General features: G+C 71.3%; 12 protein-coding genes. 7 read left to right on the top strand and 5 right to left on the bottom strand.

The window, feature by feature from the left end; genetic code table 11:
- Positions 1 to 98 precede the first annotated feature (98 nt).
- Positions 99 to 1,604 carry an NCS2 family permease gene (locus tag BN12_RS09080; RefSeq protein WP_048551853.1) on the top strand — a complete coding sequence of 502 codons (1,506 nt, stop codon included), beginning with the start codon at positions 99 to 101 and terminating at the stop codon, positions 1,602 to 1,604.
- A gap of 193 nt (positions 1,605 to 1,797) precedes the next feature.
- Here BN12_RS09080 and nagA read toward each other — a convergent pair whose 3' ends face one another.
- The 3 genes from nagA to BN12_RS09065 are packed head-to-tail and all read right to left on the bottom strand — an operon-like array spanning position 1,798 to position 5,051.
- A complete protein-coding gene (gene nagA / locus BN12_RS09075) occupies positions 1,798 to 3,048 on the bottom strand; it encodes an N-acetylglucosamine-6-phosphate deacetylase (protein WP_083454527.1) in 1,251 nt (416 codons plus the stop codon).
- A complete protein-coding gene (locus BN12_RS09070) occupies positions 3,041 to 4,297 on the bottom strand; it encodes a PTS transporter subunit EIIC (protein WP_053079988.1) in 1,257 nt (418 codons plus the stop codon). The genes nagA and BN12_RS09070 overlap by 8 nt, the downstream gene beginning before the upstream one ends.
- Positions 4,284 to 5,051 (bottom strand): GntR family transcriptional regulator, encoded by a 768-nt coding sequence (locus BN12_RS09065; protein ID WP_048551851.1) that lies wholly within the window; start codon positions 5,049 to 5,051, stop codon positions 4,284 to 4,286. The genes BN12_RS09070 and BN12_RS09065 overlap by 14 nt, the downstream gene beginning before the upstream one ends.
- 212 nt (positions 5,052 to 5,263) lie before the next feature.
- Between BN12_RS09065 and BN12_RS09060 the strand changes: the two genes are divergently transcribed.
- The 4 genes from BN12_RS09060 to BN12_RS09045 all read left to right on the top strand — a co-directional run bounded on the left by BN12_RS09060 (position 5,264) and on the right by BN12_RS09045 (position 7,911).
- A complete protein-coding gene (locus BN12_RS09060; protein WP_048551849.1) occupies positions 5,264 to 5,497 on the top strand; it encodes a glucose PTS transporter subunit EIIB in 234 nt (77 codons plus the stop codon).
- Positions 5,494 to 5,952, top strand: coding sequence for a PTS sugar transporter subunit IIA (locus BN12_RS09055; RefSeq protein ID WP_048551848.1), 459 nt, complete (start codon positions 5,494 to 5,496; stop codon positions 5,950 to 5,952). Before BN12_RS09060 ends, BN12_RS09055 begins: the two co-directional genes overlap by 4 nt.
- A 298-nt stretch (positions 5,953 to 6,250) precedes the next feature.
- Positions 6,251 to 6,622 (top strand): MarR family winged helix-turn-helix transcriptional regulator, encoded by a 372-nt coding sequence (locus tag BN12_RS09050; protein WP_083454526.1) that lies wholly within the window; start codon positions 6,251 to 6,253, stop codon positions 6,620 to 6,622.
- On the top strand, positions 6,619 to 7,911 hold the full coding sequence (locus BN12_RS09045) for an MFS transporter (RefSeq protein WP_048551847.1): 1,293 nt from the start codon (positions 6,619 to 6,621) through the stop codon (positions 7,909 to 7,911). Before BN12_RS09050 ends, BN12_RS09045 begins: the two co-directional genes overlap by 4 nt.
- 125 nt (positions 7,912 to 8,036) lie before the next feature.
- On the opposite strand, the gene serC is transcribed toward BN12_RS09045, so the two are convergent.
- Together serC and BN12_RS09035 are read right to left on the bottom strand one after the other, a co-directional pair.
- On the bottom strand, positions 8,037 to 9,179 hold the full coding sequence (gene serC / locus BN12_RS09040; protein WP_048556186.1) for a phosphoserine transaminase: 1,143 nt from the start codon (positions 9,177 to 9,179) through the stop codon (positions 8,037 to 8,039).
- Between the two features lie 85 nt (positions 9,180 to 9,264).
- Positions 9,265 to 10,365 (bottom strand): citrate synthase 2, encoded by a 1,101-nt coding sequence (locus BN12_RS09035; RefSeq protein ID WP_048551846.1) that lies wholly within the window; start codon positions 10,363 to 10,365, stop codon positions 9,265 to 9,267.
- Between the two features lie 228 nt (positions 10,366 to 10,593).
- On the opposite strand from BN12_RS09035, the gene BN12_RS09030 reads away from it, so the two are divergent.
- Together BN12_RS09030 and BN12_RS09025 are read left to right on the top strand one after the other, a co-directional pair.
- Positions 10,594 to 11,172: a PadR family transcriptional regulator gene (locus tag BN12_RS09030; RefSeq protein ID WP_048551844.1), complete on the top strand. Its 579-nt coding sequence runs from the start codon at positions 10,594 to 10,596 to the stop codon at positions 11,170 to 11,172.
- A 60-nt stretch (positions 11,173 to 11,232) separates the two neighbouring features.
- Positions 11,233 to 12,806: DHA2 family efflux MFS transporter permease subunit (locus tag BN12_RS09025; protein ID WP_083454524.1), on the top strand; the 1,574-nt coding region annotated here is incomplete at its 3' end.

Below are 12,806 nucleotides of genomic sequence, written 5' to 3'. Positions count from 1 at the left end.
GCCCGGCGACGCTGGCTCTGCCGAGCCGGTCAGCGGCCCGGCGACGCTGGCTCTGCCGAGCCGGTCAGCGGCCCGGCGAGTCGATTATCTTGGCCGTCATGGCGAAACCGACGACCCTCAAGGCCCAGCCACCTGCACCGATGGCGTCGACGAACGCGTTCGACGGCTTCTTCCAGATCACGTTTCGGGGCTCGACCGTCGGCCGGGAGATCCGGGGCGGGTTCGCGACCTTCTTCACGATGGCATACATCGTGGTCCTCAACCCCCTCATCATCGGCACCCAGGCGGACTCGACCGGCGGCTTCCTCGGCGGGGGCTCCGGGCCGAACCTGCCGATGGTCGCCGCCGCCACGGCGCTCGTCGCGGGGGTCATGACGATCCTCATGGGGGTCGTCGCGAACTTCCCGCTCGCCCTCGCGACCGGCCTCGGACTCAACGCGTTCCTCACCTTCAGCGTCGCCAAGCTGCCGCACATGACGTGGGCGGATGCCATGGGCCTCGTCGTCCTCGAGGGGCTCATCATCACGATCCTCGTGCTCACCGGCTTCCGGACCGCCGTCTTCAACGCGGTCCCGCCCGCTCTCAAGACGGCGATCAGCGTCGGCATTGGCCTGTTCATCGCGTTCATCGGCTTCGTCGACGGCGGCTTCGTCCGCAAGTCCGCGGCCGGACCGATGGGTGAGCTCGGGGTCGGCGGCTTCCTCGAGGGCTGGCCGCTGCTCGTCTTCGTCCTCGGCCTGACGGCGATCATCCTCATGATGGTCCTGAGGGTGAAGGGCGCCATCCTCTACGGCATCATCGGCGCGACCATCCTCGCCGTCGTCGTCGAGAGCATCGGCCACATCGGGTCCCAGACGAATGCCAAGGGCGAGCTCGTCAACCCGACCGGGTGGGGTCTCAACGTCCCGAAGATCCCCGACCGGATCGCCGAGGTGCCCGACTTCGGGCTGCTCGGTCATTTCAGCCTGCTCGGCTCGTTCTCCAAGATCGGCGTCGTCTCCGCGGTCCTGCTCGTCTTCACCCTCATGCTCGCCGATTTCTTCGACACGATGGGCACGATGGTCGCCATCGGCGGTGAGGCCGGTCTCCTCGACGAGGACGGCGGCAACCCGCCGAACGCGCAACGGATCCTCCTCGTCGACTCGGTCGCCGCAGCCGCAGGCGGGGCCGCCTCGGTCTCGTCCAACACGGCATACGTCGAATCCGCCGCAGGCGTCGGCGAAGGGGCCCGCACCGGCCTGGCGTCCGTCGTGACCGGCGTGCTCTTCCTCGCCGCGACGTTCCTCGCGCCCCTCGTCGGGATCGTGCCCTACGAGGCGGCCACGCCCGCCCTCGTCGTCGTCGGGTTCCTCATGATGCAGCAGGTCAAGGACATCGACTGGGTCGACCTGGAGGCGGCCATCCCGGCCTTCCTCACGATCGTCCTCATGCCGTTCACCTACTCGATCTCGGTCGGCATCGGCGCCGGCTTCGTCGCGTATGCGGGGATCAAGCTGGTCCGTGGGAAGGCCCGGGAGGTCCATCCCCTCATGTGGATCGTCGCGGCGCTCTTCGTCGTCTACTTCGGGATCGACCCGATCAAGGCCATCCTCGGCATCTCCTGACGAGGTCTCGCGGTTCGAGCCCCTCCCGGCAACCGGCCGCTGCTCGGCAGGTGCGGGCTTGTCGTGGTCACATCCGAGACGTGACCACGACAAGCCCGCACCTGCCGGGACGGGTCGGCCGCACGTGCCGAGCTGATGTCGCAGCGGGGCCGGTTCGACGACATCAACTCGGCACGTGCGGGGTCGGGCGAGGTCAGGGGAGGGATGAGGTATGCCGGTCCGGTCGCCAGGAGGGGTCGGCGGCCGAGCGGTCGACCCAGCGGCCGGCCCGTATGACGTGGCGGACCTCGAGCCCGGCGTCGAGGGCCACGACGTCGGCCCGGTGGCCGGGGCGGAGCTGGCCCACCCGGCCGAGGCCGAGCATGGTCGCCGGGGTCTGGGTGGCGGCGCGGACGACGTCCTCGAGGGGGAGACCGGCGACCTGGACGGCATACCGCACGGCCCGGGCGAGGGTGAGCGTCGAGCCGGCGATCGCCCCCGTCGAGGTGAGCCGCGCGACCCGGTCCTCCACCCGGACCTCCATCGGCCCGAGCATGTACGTCCCGTCCGGGGCGGCGGCGGCCGCCATCGCGTCGGTGACGAGGACGACCATGTGCGGCTTGGCCCGGGCGGCGTGGGCGAGGACCGCCGGATGGAGGTGGATGCCGTCCGCGATGAGCTCGACGTACGCGTCGGGGTCCTCGAGGAGGGCGATGACGGGGCCCGGCTCCCGGTGATGGACCCCGCGCATCGCGTTGAACAGGTGGGTCCCGACGATCGCTCCCGCGTCGAGGGCGGCCCGGGCCTCGGCATACGTCGCATCGGTGTGGCCCACCGCCGCGAGGATGCCGGCCTGCGTGAGGCGCCGCACCGCCGACGGTCCGCTCGGCAGCTCGGGAGCCAGGGTCGCCATCCGGACGGTTCCCCGCCCGGCCTCGATGAGCGCCTCGACCCGCTCCGGGGTCGGGTCGCTGAGCAGGGCCGGGTCGTGGGCGCCCCGATGGGCGGGACTGAGCCACGGCCCCTCGAGGTGGGTGCCGACGAGCGCACCCTCCTCGACGTGGTCGGCGAGCATCCTGACGAGCGAGGCCAGCCGGTCGGGTGTGTCCGTCACGAGGCTCGCCGTCATCGACGTCGTGCCGTGGACGAGGTGTGCCTCGGTCACCGTGCGCACCGCCTCGGCCGTGCCGTCCATGAACGACGCGCCACCCCCGCCGTGGACATGGGCGTCGACGAACCCCGGGACGAGCGTGAGGTCGGGGAGGGCGACGTCGGCGGACCGCGGTGGAATGCCGGCGGCCACCTCGACGATCTCCTCGCCGATGATGTGCAGCCACCCCGGGGTGAAGGACCGCGCGGGGGTGAGGACCCGGCCGGCCGAGACGATAGTGCCGGAGGCCCGGCCGGCCTCAGGCGCGCCGCGTGCCGGCCCGGCGGGGTCGCTCCCCCGGACCGGATCAGGCACTGGTGTCCGCCTCCATGGACACCTCCGCGCCCTCGTCCTCGCGGCCTGGCGTCTTGAGGTTCCACTTCCTGATGACCCAGGTGAACAAGAAGTAGTAGACGACGGCGTATGCGAGGCCGATGGGGATGAGGAGGTACGGCTTCGTCGCGATGTTCCAGTTGAGGGCGTAGTCGATGAATCCGGCGGAGAAGCCGAAGCCGTCGTGGATGCCGAGGGCGTTGGTCAGCGCCAGCGACGTGCCGGTGAGCAGGGCGTGGACGATGTAGAGCGGCCACGCGAGGAACATGAAGGAGAACTCCAGCGGCTCGGTGACGCCGGTGATCAACGAGGTGAGCGCGGCGGAGAGCATGATGCTGCCGACGACCTTGCGGTTCTTCGGCTTGGCCGTCCGCCAGAAGGCGAGGGCGGCCGCCGGGAGGGCGAACATCATGATGGGGAAGAAGCCGGTCATGAAGGTGCCCGCCGTCGGGTCGCCGTGGACGAAGCGGGCGATGTCGCCGTGCCAGACGGCGCCGCTGGAGTCCTTGTAGGTGCCGATGAGGAACCACGGCGGGTTGTTGAGGATGTGGTGCAGACCGAAGGGCAGCAGCAGGCGGTTGAGGGTGCCGAACACGAAGCCGCCGGCGACGTCGTTGTTGGCGACCCAGTTGCCGACGCTCGTCAGGCCGCTGTTGAACCCGCGGTAGAGGAGGCTCATGAGGACGCTGATGACGATGGCGGCCAGGGAGGTGACGATGGGCACGAACCGCCGGCCGCCGAAGAAGGCGAGGTACGACGGCAGCTGGATCCGGTGGTAGCGCTGCCAGAGGAAGGCCGCGACGAGCCCTATGACGATGCCGCCGAGGACGCCGTAGTTGATGAGCGCCTGCTCCTCGCCCTTGGCGGGCAGACCGAGGACGTAGGGCGACATGGCGTCGCCGACGCCCTTGAAGACGATGAAGCCGACGGCGGCGGCGAGGGCCGTCGAGCCGTCCGCCTTCTTGGCCATGCCGATGGCGATGCCGATGGCGAAGAGGATGCCTAGGTTGTTGAAGATGGCGTTGCCGGCGGCGCCGACGATGGCGGCGACCTTGACCCAACCGAGACCCTTGACGCCGAGCAGATCTTCCGCGCCTAGCCGGGCCAGGATGGCTGCGGCTGGAAGGACTGCGATCGGCAGCATGATGCTGCGGCCGAACTTCTGCAGGGGGGCGATGTTGAACTTCGGCATCCGGGAGGATCGGGCCTCCGGCGCGTCAGCGGTGGTCACTGTCGGTCTCCTTCGGTGGGGTGGCGGCGCTGGTCAGGGACATGTGGAGCTGGTAGCGGTCGCCGCGGTAGCGCGAGACGACGTGCTCGACCGGATGCGGTCCCGACCAGGACACGCGCCGGAAGACGAGGAGGGGAGTGCCGGCGTCGGCGTCGAGCCGGCGAGCCGTGGCTCCGGCGGCGGCCTCTCCCCAGAGGGTCTGCTCGGCCCGGTCGATGGGCCGGCCGTAGTGGGTGGCGAACAGCTCGTAGAGCGACCCGGTGAGGTCCTGGCGGTCGAGGTCGGGCAGGAGCGACGCGGAGTACCACCCGTTCTCCTCCGCGAGCGGCTCCCCGTCGGCGAGGCGTATGCGATGCACGTGCCACGCCGTGTCGTCCGGACCGAGGCCGAGCGCCTCGGCGATCTCGGCGCCCGGGCGGTCCGCCGCGACGGCGATGATCCGCGTCGAGGGGGTGAGCCCGCGCCGGCGCATGTCCTGGCTGAACGAGGCGAGGTGGAGTCTGCTCTCCAGACGCGGGCTCGCGACGAAGGTGCCCTTGCCCTGGACCCGGTGGAGCAGGCCGATCGCGACGAGGCTCTCGATGGCCTGGCGGACGGTGGCGCGAGAGACGTGGTAGCGAGCCATCAGCTCGCGTTCGGACGGGATGGCCGACCCGGGACCGAGCTCGGAGCGCGCCGCCTCGGCGAGCAGGTCGCTGAGCTGGACGTGCTTGGGGCGTGGCCCGTCGGTGATGGAGGTCGCATCGGCTCTCATCCCACGGGCCATGGTGAGCTCCTCCTCTCGACGGTAGGGTTCCAGACTGGTACGGTCTGGTCCGTACCAGTGAGAACTATGACCGTGACGCCACAACCTGTCAAGAGGAACCGCCGACGTGGGCGGACTCCCGTCGCAGGCCGGCGTCCAGGACTGGCCTCGAGGGCTCCGGCCCGAGAGACTGGCCCCACCCCACCCCGAGAGGACACACGATGAGCAGCAAGGCAGAACGGATCCTCGCCGGACTCGGCGGCGCGGAGAACATCATCGAGATCGAGCCGTGCATCACCCGGCTGCGGACCGAGGTCAACGACGCGAGCCGGGTCGACGTCGCCGCCCTCAAGGCGGCCGGTGCCCACGGCGTCATGACGGCCGGGACCGTCGTCCAGGTCGTCGTCGGCCCCGAGGCGGACACCCTCGCCGAGGACATCGAGGACCTGATGTGAGCAGCGTGACCGTCCTGGCTCCCTGCCCGGGCCGGGTCCTCCCGCTGTCGGCGTGCTCCGACCCGGTGTTCTCCGGCGAGATGGTCGGACCGGGTCTGCTCATCGACCCTGACCCGGGCGAGACGGAGGTCGTCTCGCCGATCGCCGGGACGGTCGCCAAGGTGCACCCCCATGCGTTCGTCGTCGCCGGATCCGACGGCGTCGCCGTCCTCGTGCACCTCGGGATCAACACCGTCAAGCTCGACGGGGCGGGCTTCACCGTCCTCGCCGAGCAGGGCTCGACCGTCGAGGCCGGCGCCCCGATGGTCCGGTGGGATCCGTCGGCGATCACTGCCGACGGCATGACGAGCGAGGTTCCCGTCGTCCTCCTCGACCGGCCCGCAGGCAGTGTCCCCGCGCCGGCGGAGGGCTCCACCGTGACGACGGGCGACCCGCTCGTGACCGTCGACGCCTGACGTCGCCCGACCCGACCGGCGCGCCATCACCCGATGGCGCGCCGGTTCTCGTCGTGGGGAGGGCAGGGGGACCGACCGACGGCTGGACAGGGTTGGCATACCGTCGGGGAAATAGTTAGCATAGGTAATGAGTTTTGCTAAGCGTATGCCATGACCACCACCGAGGAGGCCGACCCCTCACCCGATGTCCCCGTCGAAAAGCCTTGCCACCAGCCGACCCTCGGCATCCGATAGCGCACACCCAGGGCTGAGTCCGACGGCGCTCGCCGGCCTCGCCTACGAGCTGCGGCTCGCGTGCATGCGGATCTCGCGGCGGGTGCGCTTCGAGAGCGACGGCCCGGTGCGACCGCACGAGTTCAGCGTCCTCTGCCGCCTCGACGACGGGCCGAAGACGCCGCGTGAGGTCGCCGACATCGAGCGGGTCAGCGCCCCGAGCATGACGCGGACGACGTCCGCCCTCGTCGAGCGGGGCCTCGTGGCCCGCGCCGACGACCCGGCCGATGGCCGCCAGGTGATCCTCTCCCTCACGCCGGAGGGGCACAAGGTGCTGCGCGGCATCCGCCGGCAGCGGGACCGGTGGATGCACGACCGGCTCCGCGACCTCACGCCCGACGAGCAGGAGACCCTGACCCGCGCCGCGGAGATCCTCCAGCGGGTGGCCGCCAAGTGAGCCCGACCTTCGCCTCCCTCTCCGTCCGCAACTACCGCTTCTGGGCGACCGGTGCGTTCGTCTCCAACGTCGGCACCTGGATGGGCCGCGTCGGCCAGGACTGGCTCGTCCTCACCCAGCTGACCGACCATTCGTCGTCGGCGCTCGGCATCGTGACGGGCCTGCAGTTCCTGCCGTTCATCCTCCTCGCGCCGTGGGCCGGCTCCATCGCGGACCGGTTCTCCAAGCGCCGCATCCTCGCCCTCACCCAGAGCGGCCTGGCCCTGACGAGCGCGCTCACCGCCGTGCTCGTCCTCACCGGCGCCGTCGAGCTGTGGATGATCCTCGTCCTCGCGTTCGTCCAGGGATTGGTGACCGCCGTCGACAACCCGGCGCGGCAGGCCTTCGTGTCCGAGGTCGTACCCCACGAGGTCCTCCCCAACGCGGTCGCGCTCAACAGCGCGTCCTTCAACGGTGCCCGGCTCATCGGCCCGGGGCTCGCGGGCCTCGTCATCGCCGCGTGGGGCACCGGGCCGGTCTTCGTCCTCAACACCGTGTCGTTCGTGTCCGTGCTCATTGCTCTCGCGATGCTCGACCCCTCGCGGCTGTCGACCCCACGGTCGGCCCGCCGGAGAGGGAGCGTGCGCGACGGGATCCGTTACGTGCGAGGGCGGTCGGACATCCTGCTCGTCCTCTTCCTCGTCTTCATGCTCGGCACGTTCGGCATGAACTTCCAGATCACCACGGCGCTCATGGCGACCCAGGTCTTCCACAAGGGCGCAGGCGAGTACGGCCTCCTCGGATCGATCATGGCCATCGGGTCGCTCACCGCGGCGCTCCTCACGGCCCGGCGCAACCACCCGCAGCTGCGCACCCTCCTCCTGGCTCTCGCCGGGTTCGTCCTCGCGACGGGTGGGGCGGCCCTGTCCCCGTCGTATGCCGGCTTCGCCGTCGCGCTCGTGCCCGTCGGACTCACGGCCCTCACCGCGATGACGACGGCGAACGCCATGGTGCAGACCCGGGTGGCCCCCGAGATGCGCGGACGGGTCATGGCCCTCTACATGGCGGTGTTCATGGGGGGCACGCCGCTCGGCGCGCCCGTCATCGGGTGGATCGGCCAGCTGTTCGGCGCCCGGTGGACGATCGGGATCGGCACCGTGGCCGTCGCCCTCTCGCTCGTCGCGGCGGCCTACTGGCTCTCGCGCCACGAGAATATGCGGGTGAGCTACGAGTTCGAGAACCGTCGCCCCCGGCTCGTCGTCTCGACCCGCGACGACGTGCGGGAGCCGATGCCCGAGGCGGCGCGGTGACCCCGCGGTTCCGCCGCATGATGACGCTCGTCGCGCTCGCGGTCGTCCTCGTCATCGCCGTGGCGGCCGCGATCCTGCGCTGACGACGTCCCTCGCCCGCGCCGACGCCGGGCGCGCGGGCTCCCTCAGGACGAGAGGTGCTCCACGACGAACTCGATGGAGGCGAGGAGCGCGCTCACGTCGTCGGGCTCGACGGCGGGGAAGACGGCGATCCGCAGCTGGTTGCGCCCGAGCTTGCGGTAGGGCTCGACGTCGACGACGCCGTTGGCGCGCAGGACCCGCGCGACGGCGGCCGCGTCGACGGAGTCGTCGAAGTCGATCGTCGTCACGACGGCGGAGCGCGCGGCCGGATCGGTGACGAACGGCGTCGTGTAGGCCGTCCGCTCCGCCCACTCGTAGACGCGGCCGGAGCTGTCGGCCGTCCGCGCGGTCGTCCACGCGAGCCCGCCCTGCGCGTTCATCCACTCGACCTGGTCGGCGAGCAGGGCCAGCGTCGCGACGGCCGGCGTGTTGTACGTCTGGTCCTTGCGGCTGTTCTCGATGGCCGTCGGCAGGCTGTAGAAGTCGGGGACCCAGCGACCCGACGCCGCGATCTGCTCCACCCGCGCGAGGCCCGCGGGGGACAGGAGGGCGAGCCAGAGGCCGCCGTCGGCCGCGAAGCACTTCTGGGGCGCGAAGTAGTAGACGTCGGCCTCCCTCACGTCGACCGGCAGGCCACCGGCGCCGCTCGTCGCGTCGATGACGACGAGGGCGTCGTCGGCAGCCCCGGCCACCCGGCGGACGGGCGCCATGACGCCGGTGCTCGTCTCGTTGTGCGCCCAGGCGTAGACGTCGACACCGTCCTCGGCATACGGCGTGGGCAGGGTCCCCGGCTCTCCCTGGACGATGCTCGAGGGCGCGAGGAAGGGTGCGCCGTCGGTGACCTTCGCGAACTTGCCGGAGAACTCGCCGAAGGCGAGGTGCTGGGCCTTCTCGCGGACGAGCCCGAACGCCGCGATGTCCCAGAAGGCCGTCGAGCCGCCGTTGCCGAGGACGACCTCATAGCCGTCGGGCAGCCCGAAGAGGGCCGCGAGTCCCTCGCGGGAGCGGCGCACGAGACCCTTGACGGGGGCCTGCCGGTGGCTCGTCCCGAGGACCGAACGGCCGATCGCGGCGAGGCGCTCGACCTGCTCGGGGCGGACCTTCGAGGGTCCCGACCCGAAGCGGCCGTCGCCCGGCAGCAGGCTCGCCGGGATCGTCGGGACAGGGGCGGTCTGCGTCTGGGTCACGCCGTCGAGTCTCGCACCGCGGTCCGAGGACTGGGACGCCGGTTCCACGATGTGGGAGCCACGGAGCGGCCCCGTCCGGGTGGCGTCAGTGGGAGCGGTACCCCGCGACGGCCTCGAGGGGACGGGGGCCCTCGCCGACATACCGTGCCGAGGGCCGGATGAGCCGCCCCGTCTGCTTCTGCTCGAGGATGTGGGCCGACCAGCCGGCGGTCCGGGCGGCGACGAACAGCGGCGTCATCATCGTCGCCGGGACCTCGGCGAAGTCGAGGAGCACGGCGGCCCAGTAGTCGACGTTCGTCTCGAGCACGCGGTCGGGCTGGCGCTCCCGGAGCTCGGCGAGGGCCGCCTTCTCCAGGTCGAGGGCCACCTCGTAGCGGGGGGCGCCGAGCCGCTTGCACGTGTCGCGCAGCACGGCGGCCCGCGGGTCGTAGGCGCGGTAGACGCGGTGCCCGAAGCCCATGATCCGCTCGCCGCGGTCGAGGGCCTTCTTGACGTATGCCGTCGCGTCGCCGGTCCGCTCGACCCCCTCGATCATGTGCTGGGCCCGCGAGGGCGCCCCGCCGTGGAGCGGCCCGGACAGGGCGCCGATCGCCCCGGAGAGACAGGCGGCGACGTCGGCACCCGTCGAGGCGATGACCCGGGCGGTGAACGTCGAGGCGTTCATCCCGTGCTCGGCCGCGGAGGTGAAGTAGGCGTCGATCGCCTCGACGTGACGCGGGTCCGGCTCGCCGCGCCAGCGGATCATGAAGCGCTCGACGATCGTCCGGCCCTCGTCGACCCGGGACTGCGGGATCATCGGGTGGTCCTGCCCGTGGGCGGACTGCCCGATGAACGACATCGTCATGACCGAGGCGCGGGCGAGGTCCTCGCGGGCCTGGGCGGCGTCGATGTCGAGGAGCGGCTTGAAGCCCCACAGGGGGGCGAGCTGGGCGATGGCGGACTGGACGTCGACGCGGATGTCGCCGGAGTGGACCGGCAGGGGGAACGGCTCGGCGGGCGGGAGTCCGGGGTCGAACTCGTTGTCCACGAGCAGGCCCCACACCTGGCCGAAGGACACCTGACCGACGAGATCCTTCAGGTCGACGCCTCGATAGCGCAGGGCCCCGCCTTCGCGGTCCGGCTCGGCGATGGTCGACTCGAAGGCGATGACGCCCTCGAGACCGGGCTTGAAGTCACTGTCGGACATGCGGAGGTCTCCACTTCGTCGTGCGCCCTGCCCTGGTGTCGGCAGCTGCGTTGGCGCCGTTCTGAGCGGTCTCATTCTGCACATCCCCGATCGGCGGCGGGGCGACCGGGGGGTCCCGTCCCACACCGCGGGCTCTCGGGGCGCGCCGCGGGACCGGTGGGGACCGCAGGAGGGGGCACACCGCATACCCGACTTGAAATATTCCGCGTGGAATAGTTCAATAGGGGTATGCCAGCCCGCTCGCCCCGGCTCACCGCCCTCCAGTTCGCGGCGCTCGCGATGTACGAGGAGGGCCCGCGGCACCCGTACGACGTGTACCAGGAGATGCTCCGGCGGCGGGAGGACACCCTCGTCAAGGTGCGCCCGGGCACGCTCTACCACGCGATCAACCGGCTCGCGGCCGACGGGCTCCTCGAGGAGCACGGGACCGACCGGGAGGGCAACCGGCCCGAGCGGACGAGCTATGCCATCACCGACGAGGGCGTGGCCGCGGCGACGGCCACGCTCCGGGAGATGCTCGGACGGGTCGCGGAGGAGTATCCCGAGTTCGCGCTCGGCGTCGCCGAGTCCTCCATCCTCCCGCCTGCCGACGTCGCCGACCTGCTGAGCCGGCGAGCCGATCAGCTGCGCGGCCGGCTCGCCGAGCTCGATGCGGCCGAGGCCGCCGTCCGGGCCAAGGACCTGCCCGAGATCCTCTGGATCGAGCTCACCTGGCTGCGGGCCACGATGCGCGCCGACCTCGACTGGACCGAGTGCACGATGGCCCGGCTGCGCAGCGGCGACCTGCACTGGGAGCCCCGCCACTGACCCGCTCGACCTACCCCGACCCCACGACCCCTGTCACACCCCAGCGAAAGACTGCATCCCATGTCCACTGACAGCCCCGCCCAGGCGGGCTTCGCCGTCGAGACCGGCGGCAAGCGCCCATGGCCGGCCCTCTGGGCCCTCGTCATCGGGTTCTTCATGATCCTCGTCGACGCCAACATCGTGCAGGTCGCCATCCCGGCGATCATCAAGGGCCTCGACACCGACATCAACGGCGCCATCTGGGTGACGAGCGCCTACCTCCTCGCGTATGCCGTGCCCCTCCTCGTGACGGGTCGGCTCGGCGACCGGATCGGGCCGAAGAACGTCTACCTCGCCGGCCTCGTCCTGTTCACCGTCGCGTCGTTCGCCTGCGGCATCTCCGGCTCGATCGGGATGCTCATCGCCGCCCGGGTCGTCCAGGGACTCGGCGCCGCGCTCCTCACCCCGCAGACGATGGCCGTCATCACCCGGATGTTCGCTCCCGACAAGCGGGGTGCCGCCCTCGGACTCTGGGGCTCGGTCGCCGGTGTCGCGATCCTCGTCGGCCCCATCGTCGGCGGCATCCTCGTCGACAACCTCGGCTGGGAGTGGATCTTCTTCATCAACGTGCCGGTCGGCGTCATCGGCTTCGTCGTGGCCTGGCGGCTCGTCCCGACGCTGCGGACCCACGAGCACACCTTCGACTGGCTCGGGGTCCTGCTCAGCGCCGCCGGGATGTTCCTCCTCGTCTTCGGGATCCAGGAGGGCGAGACCTACGACTGGGGGACGATCCGCGGGCCGATCACCGTGTGGCGACTCATCATCGTCGGCATCCTCGTCCTCGTGCTCTTCGTCTGGTGGCAGGCGCGGAACACCAAGGAGCCGCTGCTGCCGCTCGGGCTGTTCCGCGACCGGAACTTCTCGCTCGCCAACGTCGCCATCACCGCGGTCGGGTTCGCCGTCACCGCACTCGGCTTCCCCCTCATCCTCTACGCCCAGACCGTCCGCGGCCTGACGCCGACCCAGTCCGCCCTGCTCCTCACCCCGCTCGCCGTCATCTCCGGCGCGCTCGCGCCCTTCGCCGGGCGGTTCATCCAGGCACGCGACCCGCGCTGGATGGCGGTCGGAGGACTGCTCCTGTTCTCCGTGGGGACCTACTGGTACTCCCGGCTCATGCACCCGCAGTACTCCGTCCTCTGGCTCCTCGCGCCGGCGGCCGTGCTCGGCGTGGCGAACGCCGGCATCTGGGGCCCGCTGTCCATCACCGCGACCCGCAACCTGGCCCCGAAGCTCGCGGGGGCGGGGGCCGGCGTCTACAACACGACGCGGCAGGTCGGTGCGGTCCTCGGGTCCGCCGCCATCGCGACCGTCATGGAGAGCCGCCTCGCGGCGCACCTGCCCGGCTTCACCGGCTCGGCCGAGGGCGCGGCGCAGGGCGGCGGCCTGCCCGCCCGCTTCCACGCGCCGTTCAGCGACGCGATGGCCGACTCGATCCTGCTCCCGGGGGCGGTCCTACTCGTCGGGGTGGTCGCCGCCCTCTTCTTCGCGAGCCCGCACGGTGCCGCTCGCCGTCGCGGCGGCCGGCACGTCGCCGGCAACACGCCGGGAGCCCAGGGCCGGCATGCGGCGGGTGTGGCTGGTGCGGCGGCATCCGC

Source organism: Nostocoides japonicum T1-X7 (genome assembly GCF_001046855.1).
GTDB classification, from domain to species: Bacteria; Actinomycetota; Actinomycetes; order Actinomycetales; family Dermatophilaceae; genus Nostocoides; species Nostocoides japonicum.
Note: the sequence above shows the minus strand (reverse complement) of the source record. Positions and strands in the feature narration are given on the sequence as shown.